The organism is Bacteroidales bacterium (genome assembly GCA_014860575.1).
In the GTDB taxonomy this organism is placed as follows: domain Bacteria; phylum Bacteroidota; class Bacteroidia; order Bacteroidales; family JAAYJT01; genus JAAYJT01.
Genome location: JACZJK010000016.1, coordinates 105564 through 124054, shown reverse-complemented (window position 1 = coordinate 124054; position 18491 = coordinate 105564). Strand labels below are relative to the sequence as shown.

Genomic DNA, 18491 nt, shown 5'->3' with positions numbered 1-18491 from the left:
TGATTCCGTTGAGTTATTGTTCAGAATATCCCAAAAACTCCATCGGGTGTAATTCCCAGATAACGGAACCAGGTTTCTCCGGCTACTATGTTCAGCAACCAGCCTGTAACCATCATGGTGAATCCAAATTTAAAAGAATCGCCATAACTATACATATCGGTTTCATAAAGCAGCGCGGCCGGTTTACTGTTAAATGGCAGCACATACACATGTTCTATCATAAATGCTACCGGAAGCGCCAGGCTTATCACAGGGTATCCAAACCTGTTGGCCACCCCTATTGCTATTGGCACAAAAATCATTGCCCGCATGGTTTTGGATTGAAAAATCAGTGCGCTGAAAATCATGACCCCTGTGAGTAATAAATAAAGCACCCAGAAATGGGTTTGATCGCCAATGCCAAGATGATCGAAAAAAGCATTGACGCTGATTGAAGGCAGGTCGGTGATGGCAAAGCCTGAGCCAAGGGCATAAGCGCCTGCCGAAAACAGCATCAGGTGCCAGGGAATGTCAACATCATTCCACTTCACAATCCCGATTCCCGGAAGCAGTGCAACAATTGCTCCCACAAAGGCCACTGCGGTGGCGCTGATGCCATGCAGTTTATCTGTAGCCCAGAAAGTAAGGATCAGAATAAAAATGATTGTTGCCTTCACTTCCTGGAAATCAATTTTGCCAAGTTTGACGTATTCATTGCGCAAACGTTCCATTCCTCCTTTGATTTGCGGAACACGTTCATTTTCGGGTAAGGGAAAGAACACCTTCATAGCGAGTATATAGCCGGTGAACATCAGGATCAGCATAACCGGAAACATGGCCTGCATCCAGTCAGAAAAATAAATGGTTCCACCAATAGCACCTCCAATGATTGCAGCAGCAAGAAGGTTGGCGCCTGAACCTGTAAGAAAAGCCCCCGCGCCAAGATTGATGTTGAGCAGGTTTTGCAATACAATGCTGCGGCCAAAATTATTCTTGCCATCGCCGCTGCGTGCGCCGTAAATGGCCGCAATGACCATAAATATCGGCAACAGAATTGCTGCTTTGGCCGTTGTGGCAGAGATAAAAGCCGACAACACCATATTGATGACGATAAAACTCAGGAAAATGTTGGAGGCATTTTTCCCGAACCGAAGTATGAACCACAAGGCAAACCGTTTGGCAACCCCGGTTTTCACGAGCATGCTTGCCAGCACAAACGACATAATATTGAGCCACATCACCGGATGTCCTAGCTGGGCATAGGCTTCCTTTTCCGGTAAAACACCGGTCAATACAAGGCTCACAATTAAAATAAGTGAAGTAAGATAGTTGGGAATGGCTTCGGTGATCCAGAGAATTATGGCTGCCACAAAAATTGCCAGCATCAGATAATTGCTGCGGATGAATGCTTCAGGGCCTATTTTATCAAAAGCCTTTCTCGCTGCATTATCTACCAGGCTGGCCGCATCAATTTCCTGCAAAAATGGAATTTTGATTACAAAACCAAGCAGGAAAAAGGCAATAAGCGCCAGCGGTGGCCCAGCCATGGCCAGGTATCGTTCAAAATCCGACTTTTGCCGTTTTGGAAGTTTTTCAATACGGTAATTGTGCATGTCCAACGGATCGAACCCTTTTTCGACACCATTTTCAATGAGATGCTTTTCCTGGTCAGCCATGTTTAATTTGTTCAAAATTCAAAATCCAAATTGAGTCTAGTTCGAAAAGTCTCAAACTACTGAGCTTAGTATTTTTTTGTCACTCTTCTCCGACGCGGCGGATCAGGATGACAAGATCAGCCTATTTGAAAGCCTCTATAGAGAAAAAAAAAGACTTTTCGAAGTAGGCTCAAAATTCAAAATCGTCATTCGTAAATCATTAATCGCTCTCAATTCGCCCAACGCCGAACGTCAAACGCCAAACGCTACCATTTACTATACGGTTCTTTCATCAGCATGGAGTTGAAGTAACGCACATCGCCGGTTACTTCTTCGCCCAGCCAATCGGGTCTCTCAAAGTTTTCCTCTTCTGATTCCAGTTCAACTTCGGCTACCACCAGTCCCTGGTTTTCACCATAAAATTCATCCACTTCAAAGGTATGCTTTCCTGCTTTCACCAGGTAACGGGTTTTGTCAATTACGCCCGGTTCGCAGATTTTCAACAGTTCGTCCACTTCAGCAACAGGGATTTCCTTTTCCCATTCATAGCGGCTTGCACCAGAAGCGCTTCCGATTCCTTTGATGGTTATAAATCCTTTGTCGCCTTTGATCCGAACCCTCACCGTGCGTTCCGGAACCGATGAAAGATAACCCTGGGTGATGCGGGTTTGTTTCTGTGAAAAGGGTTTAAATTCGCCTTTCACCAAAAATTTACGTTCTATTTCTTGTGCCATTTTTACAAAGTTTAGGGGGTTTAGGGGGTTTAGTGTCTTGTTTTAATAATTTTTGCTTTGGGGGTATAAAATTCAAAATTCAAAATATCCAAAATCCAAAAATAAAAACATCAAATTCAAAACATTTTCAGAGAGTTAGCTATTTCGACTGTTTATATTTTCGGTCACTAAAATTTTGGATTTATTTGGTTTTTGATATTTGATTTTTGTTGTTTCTGGAGTTTTCAGGTTAGAAGTATAGAAGTTTAGGAGGTTTAGGGAGTTTAGGAGGTTTAGAGGTTTAGAGGTTTAGGGGTTTAGGGTTGTCAATTACTAAACATATAAACTTCTAAACTCCTAAACCTATTTGTATTAGTTTGCCAAAGGTTTGTCAATCATTCCTATTACACGCTTGATGGCCTGCAGGTAGTTGATGTTTTCCACTCCTTCGAGGTTGCAATCCCTGAGGGTTTTTAAAATATCAGCAACTTCTGTTGACTCCGAATTGATTGTAACTACCCTGGCACCGTTGATGAGTACCTCTCCGAACTCGCAGATTGTATCGTTAACCATGTAGCCCAGGCGCTGTTTGTGCACCTTTACAGCCTGCAGATCAGGGTGCTTGCTAATCATTTCAAGGAATTCATCGTAGGTATAAACCTCTTTTGTGAGTTCCGGCATCTGAACCTGAAATGCAGGAAACACCTCGTTTTTTAAAACATCGGCATTGATCGGGAATTCGCCTTTCATCAGCGGGTTCCATTGCTCAAGGCCGTCAACGGTTTGCACATAGGTTTTTATATCCATTTTGCCATCGCGAATCTTGGTGTTATTGATGTCGTTGGTTCTCGATAAGATGTAAATCTCGTCAGAGTGGCGTTCCCAGACTTTCTCCGGCACCGGAGCCGAAAATCTGGCCATCCTGAAATGGGCATTGTCAAAGTTCTGTCCAAAGGAGCGGAATTCGAAGCGGGGTTTCGAAATCTGGCCTATCTCAAATTTTTCTTTTGTCATTGTATTGTAGTATTAAAGTGATCTATAACATTGGTAACCACCACTTGTAAAACAAGAGAGTCTTTATGGTTCACAAGAACCGAGGCTGTCTTAAGAGACTAATTCATGTCAATCTGATCCGCCGTGGCGGATCAGATTGACAAAAATAGCCAGACTTACAGGTTAAGGCAGTCACTGTAATTATATACTATTTGCCTAATGTTGCAGCATTGTTATTTGAAGCGCCCCTGGTTATCTCAGTGAAGATGAAAAAATTAGCCGATCCGTCAGGTTTGCGACCGTATGAATAGGTGACTTCCGTCATCGCCGGAAAAACGATATCGTCAATCAGCTCACCATTTGCATTTTCGAGCCAAACTTCCTCTCCGCCACTGGATAATCCAAAACCGCTTGCATCGGCATCGTCAACCACAATCACAAGGAATCCTGATGCCGGAATAACTGAACCGGCCGGAAATTCCTTTTTAGGTTTTGTGCCGGCCTGTCCGCCACTGTCATAAATTTTATACCCACTGATATCAAAGTCTGTAGTTGAAGTGTTATAAACTTCAATCCAGTCGGGATCTTCAGTAGTTCCTCTTGAAAATATTTCATTCATAAATATGGGATTTGGCATCGCATTGCTATTTGCTGAACCCCGTGTTATCGTGTTCAGAATCTGCCAATTCTCCGAACCATCAGGGAAACGCCCGTAGCTTTGAGTTGCTTCCATTGCTATAAATTCAACGCTGTCAATCACCGTATTAGCTACATTTTCGAGCCATACCTTTTCGCCTCCACTTGACAGGCCAAAATCACTTACATCGCCTGTGCCTTCAGTTGCGATCGCAAAGAAACCACCTGCCGGAATGATTGTACCTGCCGGGATTTCTTTCTTAGGCTTGGTGCCTGCATTGCCACCGCTGTCATAAATCTTGAAACCGCTAATATCAGCATCGGTTGTTGAGGCGTTAAATATTTCAATCCAATCAGGATCTTCAGTTGTGCCACGGGAATATAGTTCATTCAATAGTACGACAATGGGCGTCGCATTGCTGTTTGGCGCTCCCCTGGTGATTGTATTCAGCAATTGCCAGTTTTCGGTTCCATCAGGCATGCGCCCAAAGGATTGGGTTACATCCATCGCCGGAAAAGCAATGCTATCTATAGCTGATCCTTCAATATTTTCGAGCCAGACTGTTTCGCCTCCGCTGGAAAGACCAAAATCGCTTGCGTCGCCTGTGCCTTCAGTTGCGATCACGACAAAACCACCTGCGGGGATGGATGTTCCGGCCGGAAATTCTTTCTTGGGTTTGGTTCCGGCATTGCCGCCGCTGTCATAGATTTTATACCCGCTGATATCAACCGGATTGTTTGTAGGATTATAAATTTCAATCCAATCGGGATCATCAGTAGTTCCCCGTGAATATATTTCATTCATCAGCACCGGTGCGGGTGGAGGAGGAGTGGAATTGTCATTTGCTAAACCACGGGTAACCACAAACAAAACCTGCCAGTTTTCAGTGCCATCGGGATATCTGCCGTACGACTGCGTAGCCTCAAGTGCCGGGAAGGTTGCATTATCAAGGATGGTTCCGGCAGCATTTTCCAGCCAAACTTCTTCTCCTCCGCTTGAGAGCCCAAAACCACTGGCAGTTCCATCATCAACCACGATAACCACGAATCCGAATGCCGGAATGGTAGTACCAGCCGGGATTTCAAATTTCGGTTTACTTCCCGATTGTCCGCCGCTGTCATAAATTTTATATCCACCAATTTCAGCAGTAAAATTAGAACCATTGTGAAGTTCAATCCAATCCGGGTTATCAACTGCGCCCTGGCTGAAAATTTCATTCATTTTGACCAGCGGGGCAGGAGCAGATGTGCTATTGGCTCCGCCACGGGTGATAGTATTCAGCAACTCCCAGCTACCCACGCCATCGGGATTGCGGCCATAACTCTGTGTAATATCCATAGCCAGACAATTCACATTGTCAATGACATTCCCTTTGTCGTTTTCCAGCCAAAGTTCTTCGCCTCCGCTTGAAATTCCAAAGCCGTTTTCACCGCCAATATCGGTTACAACTACATAAAATCCTTTTGCAGGAATGATGGTTCCATCGGGAACTGGAAGTTTTGGTTTGGCTCCGGATTGACCTCCATTATCATAAACTGTATAACCACTGATATCAACAGGTACATCAGAACCATTGTATATTTCAATCCAATCCGGATCCTCAGGAAGACCACGGGAATATATCTCATTCATAACAATAAGTGGTGCACCTACTGTGTAAGCAGCAGTTGTAGCTGGGGCGCCGGAAGGATGATAAGATATTTTACCAGAATTGTTTTCAGCCTCTATATAAAAATTGACAGTTACATCTGCTGCCTGTCCAGGTATTTGCGCAGTAAACAGGTTGTTAACAGTTGAAGTCATCGGAATTGAAACCCTGGCACCGCTTCCGGGAGTGTAATGCAATGTTACCGTTTTCAATTCATTCATATCGGTCACTTTCACAGTCACGGTTACAGCCTGGTTTTCGGAAGGAACCTGCGGATTAAGCACCATGTCACTGATGATAGGAGGACCCTGGAAGATTTCATCTTTCACACAGCCATTAAAAGCAAGGCTGAGTACTAGCGCGATCAATACTAAATACTTTGTTTTCATTTTCTTCAATTATTAATGTTTTAGACTTCTCAAAAATCAACTTCGAACCTGAGGCTTATCATGCTATAGTCTTCTCCGGCCTTGCCTTTACCATCAACCACAAGCTGTGGGATGCGGGTGAGTTCGCCATTGGCATCGTATCCTACAAACAGCTTGTTCTTTCCACTTGCATAACGGTCATGGTTCAGGTAAGCATAGTTAAGCATAATTTTTACGTTATTGTTTGCGTAATAATTCAGGCCAAAAGTTATGCCTTCGCCTGCGCCACCCATCAGCGTTTCCATATCACTGTTCAGGCTGAGGTAATCAAAACGTAAGGCCAGTTCAACATCGCCCCACGACTTGCCGCGTGTTACCTGGGTAAATTCTCCTTCGCTGGTGTTATAATTGTATTTACCACCAAACAGCAGCCAGCTTCCAAACACATATCCGCCATCGAAATTGAGGGTTTCCAAATCCTCTAACCTGTTAACACTGCTCATCAGGTATTCACTTTGTATCCTGATGTTTTTGTAATATCCGGCCAGTTCAAAACCGCCCAGGGTTGTATTGTCAACTTTCCCGATAAGGTCGGTATCCATATATTTCTTCCTGTTGATGGAAGTAAGTGAGCGCACACTATACCTATGCGTTCCGGCCACTTCGGCATCGGATTTGGGAGTGCGGTATGAACCTGCCACACCAAAATGCAGTCCTTTATTCATATCGTTATAAAATGGCATGATAACCAGTTTCCCGGTCAGCGAGTAGCCTTCATCTATGCCAAAGTCTTTGTTATTGTCGAGTGAGAAGGTTCTCTCCTCAATGTCATCCACCTTTTGGAAATAGATGCCGCCGAGGGCAAGTAGCCAGTTTTTATTATAATTGGCTGCAAGTCCAATGTGGCGGGATGGGGCGAAGCAATGAACGGCCATTGGCCTTTCCATGAATGTAAGGTAACGGGAAGTAGTTGTTGATTCCATCGAATAACTTTCTTTGAAGTTACCAACCCTTAATTCAAAGTTTTTACCAAAACTGCGTTGTAAATAGGCATCCTTCAGTTCAAGCTGTGAATTGGCAATATCCATATCAAATTCAGCGTACCAATGTTTGGCAAACTCTGTTTTAACTGCAAAACGTGCGCGCCGAATAGAAGTTCCATTGCCTATATCGTTATAGGTTTCGCCAAAAAACATGGCACCATCAGCCTGGACGCGTACATCGTACCAAACCCTATGGGTCTGATCCTTGTTCTCAAAAACAAGGATTCCATTCCGCTCTTCAACAAATAATGGGTTGCGGTTTACCCTTACGCCGTATTGATTATAGCGTATGTTTACGGTCATTTGAACCTTGGCCGTAGTGTTACCGTTCAGGAAGAATTCAATTTCATCGTGATCCGGGTGTGAAAATATCAACATATCCGTTGATCCCTGATGCACTTCAATTGAAAAAGTTCCATCCTCTTTCGTTTGGGCAACAGTGATTGCTCCTTTCAGGCGTACGCTGACATTGGCCAGCGGAACATCGCCATCCGAAGATGTTACTTTGCCGTTAACAATCCGGGTTTGTGCAAACGAAACCAGGCATAAGATGCTTAGCACGATGCTTAATAAAACACTTTTCTGTTTCATAAAAATTTTGATTTTGGTGTATAAATGGACCTGTTTGTGAATATAACTTGTCTTCATTGTTAATTAGAATACTGCAATCATGGAAGCCTTATAATAATCTGTATTTGGGTTTATTCATAAATTCGTGAGATACTGAATCAGGTTATCCCCTTTGGTTAGCTTGAGTTTTTTCCTTAAACGATACCGTGCTATCTCTACGCTTTTGGGTGTAATGTTCATCAGCGAAGCTATTTCCTTGGTTGAAAGATTAACCCGCAGTAGAGTGGCCAGTCGTTTTTCCTGATCGGTTAAATCAGGAAATCCAGCCTCGAGCTTGGTTTGGAAATCCTTATGTATTTTTTCGATCCTTGTGTAAAACTCCGCAGTTTCAGTTGAAAACGACATTTTCTGTTTGATAAGCAAAAGCAACTCTGCTAATTTGCTTTTGCCCTCCTGGTGGTCGCTTTCTTTAATAATATGGTCAAGATCCGTTGCAACATTATCGAGGAATGACCGCTGCTCGGTAATATTAAGCGCCACATTTATGAATTCCCTTCGCTTTGACTCCAGCTTACTGTTCAGCAATTCGTTCTCCATCTGGATCACATTCAGCGCCAACTCATTCAAAACTTTTTGCGATGTGTACGATTGGTTCTGCTCAAACAACAGTTCGTTCTCGGCTTTCATCCTGAGTTTCTGCTGGTTAAAATAAAGCACTACCAGCACAATAATGATTGCTGCAGCAGCAATGAATATTCCGGGCAACACCATGTTTATTTTTTCAACAGCTTCTTGTAACTCAGCAGGTCTGGGCTGTGCAATGGTTTCGGGCAACCGGCTCAGTGTAACCTGCATGTTAAAGACATTCTGCACAAAAAACAGCACAACATAGGTGAGTACCCCGGCAGCTATAGGTGTAAGTATCCAACCAATTGCAACGCCCCATAACGCTTTAAACTTTATTTCGCGAACCCCTTTTACCATGCCAATACCTAAAAGCGATCCAATTACCACCTGTGTGCTCGAAACGGGTACCATTGGCAAAGGAGGCAGCCCCAATGATGAAATGAGTGTGGCCAACGATTGCGCTGAAAATATAAAAAGCACCAATGAATGGGCCAGTACAACTACAATGGCGGCTTCGGGTGTGAGTGAGAGTATGCCGTTTCCAACCTTGTTCATGACCCGTTTGCTGTAAGTGAAAATTCCAAGCGCTATGGCAAGTCCTCCCAACAAAAAGAGTATCTGAACACCATCGAGTGTAAGGATGCCAAAATCAAGTTCGAGACTCGGTGCCGAGCTGAAAAAAACACCCATGACATTTGCAATGTTGTTAGCGCCCAAACTGTAGGCTCCAAAAGCGCCAACTACTATCAAACCAATCCGGATGTAATAATCCAGTTTAATAACATGGATTTTGCTTTTTCGCAGAAACCAACGCATAAGTACAAATAGCCCGGCGGCAAATAGCATTCCTAGTAAAGGCCCGCTAACCCACGATCCCATGATCTTTCCCAATACCTTGTAATCAGTCGGATTTCCCGTAAAGGCACTCCAGCCTATAATTGCGCCAACAATTGCCTGGCTTGTGGAAACAGGCAGGCTCCGCTGGGTCATAATAAAAACGATAAATGCTGCGCATAATGCCACTGTAAATGCTCCGCCTAATGCATCAACAGAGCCAAGTTGATTAAGCGTTTCGGAGCCTCCGCGGCCTTGAAATACAGCCCCTATCACAACAAAAATACTTGCGATAATGGCCGCATTCCTAAAACTCAGCATCTTTGAACCAACCGCCGAACCGAAAATGTTGGACGCGTCATTTGCCCCGAGTGACCAACCCAGGAAAAGACCGCTAGATATGAAAACGAGAAACAGCATCAATTGCTTTGATTAATCATATGGTTCTTTTGATGGCCATTATTGAAAGTAAATCGGCAACCTTTTGTGCCGCATCAGATAATGTTTCAATGTGCAGGGTAAAATAACGGAGATGAAATTTTTCGCTTAATTTCAGGTTGGGCATATCATGAAAAACCTTGCGCTTGATCGCATCAGCCAACTTGTCGGCCTCCTTTTCAAATAAATACACCCGGTGCAGGCTTTCCTTTACAGCCTCCGGGTTCCGGAAATATGCTTTTGCTGCCGGAATAACCGATTCAATGGCCGAACCAGATAATTCGGTAAGCTTGATCATATCCTGATGGATTTCAGCAGGGATAAAAGGGATTTCGACATCAAACTGGTAAAGGTTTGACTTGGCAAGATCGAGGATATTGTCAAGGCTCTCCAGCAATTTAAGAATGTCTCCCCTTAACTGGGGCATAAGCGATTGGGTGTAAAGGATGTTTTCAATCTTTCTTTTGATGATATCAGCGTCGGTTTCAAGGGCTGACAAGGTTCGCACATTGTCAAGAAAGCTTTCTCTGTTATTGTGAAGATAATTCTTCACCCCTTCTTTAAATATGAGAACACCCTGGTCAACCGAATTCAGAAAGCGTTCAATGAGCTCAATTGATTTGTTGGCGTGCTTGAATGAAAACATGGCTCTTGGTTTAGGATGAATGGCTCTACAAACTTAGTCCGAATTGTTTAACCACAAGAAATATTCTGCATAGGTGTAATAACTATTTCAATTCATCAGGTAGAGTTAGAGCATATACTTATTCTCTGATTTTGTGATGTTTACATTATTGCTGTAGTGGCCATAATCATCGTAATCCGGATAAAACAATTTGATGTAGAGTTAATGCTGTGATTGTGTTCGACCCAAAAGTGAGTTCTTACCCGGAAATCCATTCCTACATACACCTCAGTATGAAATCATGATTTGAGAATAAAGCGTTGGGAAGCAATGATGGTTCTCCATTGAGAGGGGTAGGCCAGGCTCAGAGATTCATAATTTTCTACGCATGAAGTACAGACATCCCTGGAACATTAAAGCATTATGACTACGCACATCTAAAACTTTATTAAATTTGTCCCCACTAAGAAAACAGTTTGCAGGCCAGCGAAAATGTTTCCGCTTACCTGATTCCTGCGTTTGCGGTTTTTAATGTTATGAAGCCAAATCCGTTTATTCACTGACCGGGATAATAGGTGAAAAAACAAAATGATTTGCTTGCATGGCATTTCGTTCATCATCTGACTATGAAATACAGATTTTTAACCATCATTCTGATACTGGTGCTGGCAGGCCTTATTGCCGGATCATTTTTTATATCCATTCCCTATGATGTTCATTCAAGGGGTATGGTCCTTCCGGCGAAAGAATGGAGCCTGAAAAAATCGGGCGATGGTATGCTGGTTTCCGTTTACAAAGACAATCTGAGGAATACAATAACAGACTTTTCTGTAACAGAGTTTCAACGAGGTGAACTGGCTGGTTTCAAGGTCAATGATAAAATCCTCAGCCAGGAATTTATTTATGCGGGTGATACCATTGGTATCATTAGTTCAAGTGAAGAGGAGAGAAGACATGTTGAGATGATTGCCCAGCTTCAGGTTCAGAAAAGTCTTTTAAAGGTTCATTCAACAGGTGAAAAACCTGAAACGGTGCAAATGGCTTACGAGGCAATGATCAAGGCCGAACAGGAATATGAAACGCAAAAAAAGATAAGCGCCAGAAATGAAATTCTGTTTAATGACAGTGTTATTGCTGCTGAGCAATTTGAATTATCGCATAGTGAGTTGCTGATTAAGCAGCAGAATATGAATATCGCCAGGTCAAGCTTTGAAGCTGTAAGACCGGCGCCAAAGAGGAACAACTGAATTTTCTGATGGCAAGCATCAATGCCCTCGAATTGCAACTCAGGCAGGTGGAAGAAAGGCTGGAGAGCTTTCATATTTTATCGCCTATTGATGGGAGGTTGGTTGGCCGAAGGGCTATACAGCCCGGAGAAGAGATAGTGATAAGCATAACCGATAGCTCACAGTGTTTGGTTGTTTTGCCGGTTGAGATACACCAGTTGCCTTATATAGAAACAGGCCAGCTAGTGGTTCTGAAAACAGGAAGCTTTGGTGTTTCTTACAATGCAAACATTATTTCTGTTGATAATGTCGTACAAATGAATAGTCAACGGCAAAATGTATTTGTTACCGCTTTGCTTGATGAGAATGGCCCGGGTATTATTCCGGGTATGGTAGTGGATGCCAGTATCAAATGCGGAATGGTTTCAGTTAAAGATTATTTTAAAAGGTTGTTCCGGATTGTTTACGCGAATTAAACTATGTTACGCTACGAAAAAAAATACCTGGTACCCAATGCAATGATGGATCGCATACGTTCTCGTATAAGTTCATTTGTAAAGCCCGATGTTTTTACCCATCCTGCTGAAAATGGCATCAGGCAATATAGCGTCAGAAGTATTTATTTCGATACCCATAACCTGGATTTCTATAATGAAAAAATAGAAGGCCTCATTCACCGCCGAAAATTCAGGATAAGGGGCTATGATAAATTTGAAGCCGGTTGCAGGGTTGTTTTTGAGATCAAACGAAAAATTGAAAACCGCGTTAAAAAACACCGGAGTTTTGTTCAATTTGATAATGTTGATAAAATATTGGCTTCCGGAGACATCGAAAAGTATATTGTAAATGATAACCGATGCCCCAAAGCCATTGAAGATGCCCAGCGTTTTTTATACCACATAAAAAAAAGCCAGCTTATTCCCACCTGCCTGATCGTGTATGAGCGCGAGGCATACCATGGCAAATTTGATCCGGGCGTAAGGATTACTTTCGATAAAAACATCCGCAGCCTTAATTATCCCGATATTGACCGGCTCTTTGAGGATGATAACATGACGTATTTATTTGATAATCACTTTATACTTGAAATCAAATATTTTACTGATCAAATGCCGCTATGGGCCAGGTCGCTGGTGCAGGAGTTCAGGCTCAGGAACGATGCCTTGTCAAAATATACCATCGGATATCAGGCATGTGATGTCCGGAAAAAGATTGTCCATTAGTTGAGGGAAGGAAGCCATGATAGATGATTTTCAAAACATATTCGTAATGAGTATCTCGGCAGTTGATGTGATTGCCAATATGCTCATCGCCTTACTTTGTGGCATCACCATCGCCCTGATCTATAAATACACGTATAAAGGCCTGAATTATTCAGCATCCTTTACCATCTCACTCATCCTGCTTACCATGATCACTGCCATTGTAATTATGGTAATTGGCAACAACCTGGCGCGGGCTTTTGGTATGGTGGGGGCTATGTCCATCATCAGGTTTCGAACCGCGGTAAAGGATGCAGCAGACATCATGTTTATTTTCTTTGCGCTTTCAATTGGGCTGGCAGCAGGTGTGAAACTCTATTCTATTGCCTTCTTTGGGACCCTGTTCATTGGCGGTGTTTATCTTGTGATCACAAAATTCAGTTTTGCATTGCCTCAAAACCGGGAATTTTTGCTCCAAATTTCCGCTTCCTCAACTATCCTTCCCGATGCGCCTTTTACATCATTGTTCCGATCCTATTGCAAAAGAAACAAACTGGTTAATGTAAAAACCATAGGCGATGAAGCCAATGAAGTTCTCGAGTTCTCTTATTACATCAGTCTGAAAAATGAAGAGCGCGGTAAAGATCTTATTTCAGAGATCAAAAAACTTCCGGGCGTAAAAACTGTTAACTTGTTTTTCGATGAGGATTAGATGCTTAGCTAACTGTAATGCGGTAATGCAGTGATGCAGTGATGCAGTGATGCAGTGATGTAGTAATGCAGTAATGCAGTGATACGGTGATACAGTTCCCGAATCGCTGCACTCAAGATGCTGTTGTGCCTGTGGCTGAGTTTACTTGTTCCGCAGTGGCAGATCAGAATGACCAAAAAGTGAACACAGAAGTTTTGAGAAATACCCTTAGGGAGATAGATTTGGCAGGCGGGCGCTCCAGCTAGTACGGCCACCGCCTGACAAAACCAATGTAAAACAAGGAATTTTAACCACTTGACATTGAGCCGGCATAATTACTACTTTTACGCCCTGGAAATACTGCCCCTTTTAGTTAAACCTGCTTAACCACACCAACCAATGAAAAGGAGAAGAAGCAAGCCGCAAGAGTCATGGCTCAACCGGCTGGTAAAGAAACCAAGCCCACCGCCCAGGGATGAGAAAATCTCTCCATCGCTGATGAGAAACACCGAATCTGAATGGGAAATCCCAAAATTCGACAGCGAGGCAGCTTCCTCCCAGGATTTTTATATTCCTCCGGAAGAAGGCGATATCATCAGGCCTGCTTTTGAGGCAAAGCCAATAAAAAGACACCGTCCGCCCTGGTGGGTAGGCTTATTTGTTCCGCGCAGGCGCAAGAGCCGCCAGAAATCCAAACCACTCTTTGTTAAGCCTGTTGATCCGGAACCACCGCGCGAAAGATTCCAAATGAGCCGGCGGGTAATGATCACGGTAAACTCAACGATCATGTTCCTGCTTGCATTTGTGATCATGTACATTGTTTACCAGATGACAGTTATTTTTACAGCCAATCATTTCGGTATCTCCGGAGTGCTGTATTATTACCAGATTTTCTGGCCAATCGGAAACAGTTCGCCACTTTGGTTTCCGTATTACAAAATTATCCTCATCACAGGCTCCGGGCCCTTTATTTCAATGATAATCGGCCTGATATTTTTCAGGCTGCTGGTTCCATCTACCAAAAATCCTATTCTCAAACTGTTTTATTTATGGATAGCCCTGCAGGCCCTGAATATGTTTTTTGGCGCTTTTGTAGCCGGGGTTACCACCAGTGATGGATTTGGTTATGTTGCGCTTTGGTTACGTATGAATATTGTTTTCAGGATTTTCTTCTCATTGGTTTTCCTGTTTGCCCTGGGCACATTTGGTTATCATGCTACCCGTTATTTTCTTGAAACTGCCCTTTCGCCTTCCTTCCTGAAACCCGAAAAGCGAAAACAATTCCTGGTTTACCATGTGCTGTTACCAAGTATTATCGGATCCGTAATTATCTATCTGATCCGAATGCCGTTCAACCCACCTTACCAGATTATTGTGCTTGCTACTATGCTTGCTGCAACCATTACTGCCGTGTTCAATAAAAGGGCAAGGCCTGACCGAATCAAGAATTTTCCGAAACATCATGGCCGGAAACTGCAGCTCGGCTACCTCTTTTTCCTGATCTTGCTGATGTTTGCCTTCCGTTGGGGATTAGCCTATGGGCTGCATTTCATTATTAAAATCAATTTTTCCGTCTCGATATTTGGTGAGATGCCTTAGGGTGTGAGGAGTAGGGCTTGGAGCATGGAGCATGGGGGCTCGGGGAGTGATGGGGTGATGGAGTGATGGAGTAATGGAGTGATGGGGTGATGGAGTGATGGGGTGGATGATTGGTTAATTTGTTTGAAGGGATGCAAGCCCCAAGGTACGAGGGGCTTGCATCCCTGATTGCTCAGGTTCGCTTTCCTTTGAATTTTGTTTTTGGGCTTGGATCGGCCCTGGGGATCAGAACTGTTTTGAAGGGCTGCAAGCCCCGAGGCATGAAGGGCTTGCAGCCCTGATTGCTCAAGTTCGCTTTCCTTTGAATTTTAAATTTTGTTTTTGGGCTTGGATCGGCCCTGGGGATCAGAACTGTTTGAAGGTATGCAAGCCCCGAGACACGAGGGGATGGCATCCCTGATTGCTCAAGTCCGCTTTCCTTTGAATTTTGGATTTTGAACTTTGAATTTTGATCCGCCCTGGGGATCAGAACTGTTTGATCAATCGTTCAACACCAGTTTGCTTGCCTTGCATTACACGGATCAGATAAACTCCTGGGTTGAACCCATCAAGTTCAAAGTAATGAACAGTTCCGGCAGGCATTTCCTTACTTAGCATCCGGTTTCCGATGATGCTGTAAATTTCAACCCTCACTTGTTCCTGCTCATCAAATGCATTCAGTTCAAGGTTAAATCCCTGAGTGGCTGGATTTGGGAAAATCCTGAAAAATGAATCATTTTCCGAAACCACTAATGTCTCAGGCAATTTCGGGTCAGACAGATCTTCTGAAACAAGATCGCTTGAAAGCAAAAGGCAATATGGTCCTCCCGGAGAAATCCTGGCATACAGATTGGCGCCACTTTGAGCGCGAGTTCCGGGTAACATTCTGATATTTTGTCCGGCCACCAGATCAACAGTGCTGGCAGACGTTACAAGAAACTGTTGGCCACCTCCGCCGGTGGTAATGGTTTGGGTGGCATCATAACAATGCTGGCCGGCAGGTACGGTCATATTGGTTAGCGTTAGATTGGCGGGAACCGTTGATGTACCGGTAACTGACACGTTATCAACATCCCAGTAATAACCCCACGCTCCGGTATAATTCCACTTGAACCGCACTTGCGATTGGCCTGCCACCTGGGGAATAACCTGACTGAAAAAGGCGGGATTGGGAGTAAAGTACACCCAGGTTTGTAATTGTGTCCAGGATGCGCCATCATTAATACTATAGAATAAATTACCTGATGAACCTGTCCAATTTAAGAAATAATGGGTAAAGCCAAGAGTAATACCAGTATAGTTTGTGAGATCCAACCTCGGGGTGATCAGATCGGAGTTCTGAGAATTTCCATCTCCATACGCATCGCTGTTTAAAAACGCATAATTTCCTGTGGTTCCCGTCAGGCCACTTGCGTGGGTTCCAAACTGCCATACCTGTCCGTTGCCAATGTGATCACCGATTGACCAGCACGGAGGAAGTGAAGTAGATGAATTGAAGTTTTCAGAAAATGGCAATACGGTTACCGTACCGCAATCAGTTGTTGCATTAGCAATCCGGCCAATGGAATAAGTATTGGAAGCATTGTAAGAAAAAGCCTTATAGTAATAGGTTGTATTTGAGTTGAGGCCTGTATGCATAAAACTGGTATTTGAACCACGGTATATCACATTTCCGCCACCTGGGATTGATTGTCCTGCTGAATATGCCGTACCATTTACAGGTACGCCAAAAGTGCCGTTGGCCGTCCACACCAGCATCACGTTATTGTTATCAATATTCTTTGTCCAGGCAAGGTTGATCTGGCTCCCGCTGATTGCTGTTGCGGTAAGGCTTTGCGGGTTCGAAACACCTGAAACCGGTTCATTGCCTGTAATGATTAGCGAGAGCTGTTGATTTCCGCCGCTAAGGTTTCCTTTGTGAGTGATTTTTACACTGTAAAGCTGTCCGGCTAATGGTGCAGCAATATGCACCATTTCAACGTTATCGCGGAAATTATCGCCGGTGGTGGCGGCAGCCGATGGATTGGCAGGGTTAAGTCTGTATGGAAAGGTATTTATACTGTTGGCATCCTGTATACGCAAATCCAGGTCGTTGACAAGCATTGCCGTAGTGGGGTTTAGGGAGGCAGCTGGTGGATTTCCTGGAACATCATTCCAAACCAGGGTGGCACGCAGTGGCTCTCCGCCAATGGCCTTAACAGGTATCGTAGTTGTATTTCCATTGTTGAGGGTTAGTTCATAAATATGAATCTCGTCTGCAACTTTGTTCTCACTCATGATCAGGGTGGCCTCCTCAGTGTTCATTAAACCCCAGCCGAAACGGTAGTCAGGGCCGGGTGTTCCGCTGAGGTTTTCGGCGCTGTGGATGATCAGGGCTTTCATCGTTGAAGAGAGCAAAACATCTCCGGGATGGAGGTTTTGCTGATGTTGCAGCAGCAACCCAACAGAGCCGCTGACCATTGGCCCTGACATGGATGTCCCATTCAGGCTACCATAATCAAAATTAGATGTTTCGAAAGTTGAATAAACCGAAACACCTTTGGCAACAATATCGGGTTTCACACGGCCGTCATCGGTAGGACCCCAACCGCTGAATGAAGACATGACTCCGCTTCCTGTAACAGCACCCACTGTGAGAATGTTTTTCGCATTGCCGCGATCCGAAATGCAATCGTAGCCGTTCGATCCGCCATCAAGTTCTCTTGTGGCAGAACTTCCTGTCCAATCGAATCCATCCCAGTAATAATGAAAACTCCCGGGAGCAGGGCCTTCGCCACGGTCATTTCCGGCTGATTTTACAATCAGGTAGTTGGGGGCGTTGTGGGCAATCTGATCCCATAACATGGCTTCCGAACTATAAAACCCGAAATTATAATCTTGGGTTGTGCTTACATTTGCATCCCCAAACCAATACCAATCACTACCATATGCTCTCCAACCAGTGATGAAGCCATAGGAATGTTGTGATACCTTTAAGCCTAAAGCCGCAGCAGTGGCCATTTCCGAGGCATCAAAATCCCAATCATATGCATTAAGACTGGCGGCATACGACATTCCTTTGGCTGAAGGGACAACCCCTGAGGCAATCATGGTTCCGGCCACGTGGGTAGCATGAAAATTATTTGTTGGAGAGAAATCTACTTGTGTGGCCCTGCCTCCGAACTCCTGGTGCTCAATGCGTGTTCTGCCCCCGTCCCAGATGCCAAGGGTTTGTCCGCTTCCCGTAAGACTCAGCCCGGCACCGCCACCCGGATACACCCTACTAGAGTTTATCAATGCAGCGCCCCCGGCATTGAACGTGGTATTGTAGAACGGCATTCCATTTTCAAAAAACATGAGTTCGACAGTCCGGCCATCTACTTCATACCTGATTGGTAAGCCCAATGAATCAGCCAGGCGTATGGCTTCTGCTTTCCGGATCGCAAAGTCACGTTCCAGCTCAATGGATAATTCGTTTAGTTTTTCACGTTGTTGTTGGCTTTGTGCAATTGTGCTTATTGAAACCAGCAAAAGCAGGAGGCATAACATGCCAGAGAAAGTAAATTTTTTCATAACGAGGTTTTGGTTACAGAAATGGATGAATAGAAAACTCCTCGCAGTCTGATGGATATCTGCAAAACGAAGAAATTAAAATGCAGAATTCAACTTAAACAAACTGAATCCC

The 18491-nt window shown here is 44.0% G+C and carries 13 protein-coding genes; 5 read left to right on the top strand and 8 right to left on the bottom strand.

All coding sequences use genetic code 11. The annotated features are described in order from the left end of the window. Positions 1-20 precede the first annotated feature (20 nt). From IH597_03435 to IH597_03405, 7 genes are all read right to left on the bottom strand, one after another. Complete coding sequence (locus tag IH597_03435; GenBank protein ID MBE0661498.1) at positions 21-1655, bottom strand: DASS family sodium-coupled anion symporter; 1635 nt, start codon at positions 1653-1655, stop codon at positions 21-23. A gap of 245 nt (positions 1656-1900) precedes the next feature. Then, on the bottom strand, positions 1901-2368 hold the full coding sequence (locus IH597_03430) for a CYTH domain-containing protein (protein MBE0661497.1): 468 nt from the start codon (positions 2366-2368) through the stop codon (positions 1901-1903). Between the two features lie 351 nt (positions 2369-2719). After that, positions 2720-3361: a hypothetical protein gene (locus IH597_03425; GenBank protein MBE0661496.1), complete on the bottom strand. Its 642-nt coding sequence runs from the start codon at positions 3359-3361 to the stop codon at positions 2720-2722. Between the two features lie 187 nt (positions 3362-3548). Continuing rightward, entirely contained in the window at positions 3549-6014 is a 2466-nt protein-coding gene (locus IH597_03420) for a lamin tail domain-containing protein (protein ID MBE0661495.1), read from the bottom strand. 29 nt (positions 6015-6043) lie between these two features. Then, complete coding sequence (locus IH597_03415; GenBank protein MBE0661494.1) at positions 6044-7627, bottom strand: porin; 1584 nt, start codon at positions 7625-7627, stop codon at positions 6044-6046. Between the two features lie 114 nt (positions 7628-7741). Next, a complete protein-coding gene (locus IH597_03410; protein ID MBE0661493.1) occupies positions 7742-9487 on the bottom strand; it encodes an inorganic phosphate transporter in 1746 nt (581 codons plus the stop codon). Positions 9488-9503: 16 nt separating this feature from the next. Next, positions 9504-10151, bottom strand: a complete 648-nt coding sequence (locus IH597_03405) for a DUF47 family protein (GenBank protein ID MBE0661492.1) — start codon at positions 10149-10151, stop codon at positions 9504-9506. A 554-nt stretch (positions 10152-10705) separates the two neighbouring features. Here IH597_03405 and IH597_03400 point away from each other — a divergent pair. From IH597_03400 to IH597_03380, 5 genes are all read left to right on the top strand, one after another. Next, positions 10706-11377 carry a hypothetical protein gene (locus IH597_03400; protein ID MBE0661491.1) on the top strand — a complete coding sequence of 224 codons (672 nt, stop codon included), beginning with the start codon at positions 10706-10708 and terminating at the stop codon, positions 11375-11377. Positions 11378-11385: 8 nt separating this feature from the next. Next, the gene (locus IH597_03395; protein ID MBE0661490.1) at positions 11386-11832 is read left to right on the top strand and encodes a hypothetical protein; all 447 of its coding nucleotides are present in this window, start codon (positions 11386-11388) and stop codon (positions 11830-11832) included. Between the two features lie 3 nt (positions 11833-11835). Next, positions 11836-12579: a polyphosphate polymerase domain-containing protein gene (locus tag IH597_03390; protein ID MBE0661489.1), complete on the top strand. Its 744-nt coding sequence runs from the start codon at positions 11836-11838 to the stop codon at positions 12577-12579. Between the two features lie 46 nt (positions 12580-12625). Continuing rightward, a complete protein-coding gene (locus IH597_03385) occupies positions 12626-13270 on the top strand; it encodes a DUF4956 domain-containing protein (GenBank protein ID MBE0661488.1) in 645 nt (214 codons plus the stop codon). A gap of 378 nt (positions 13271-13648) precedes the next feature. Continuing rightward, entirely contained in the window at positions 13649-14848 is a 1200-nt protein-coding gene (locus IH597_03380; GenBank protein ID MBE0661487.1) for a hypothetical protein, read from the top strand. A gap of 465 nt (positions 14849-15313) precedes the next feature. Here IH597_03380 and IH597_03375 read toward each other — a convergent pair whose 3' ends face one another. Beyond that, positions 15314-18379 (bottom strand): S8 family serine peptidase, encoded by a 3066-nt coding sequence (locus IH597_03375; GenBank protein ID MBE0661486.1) that lies wholly within the window; start codon positions 18377-18379, stop codon positions 15314-15316. Positions 18380-18491: the final 112 nt, after the last annotated feature.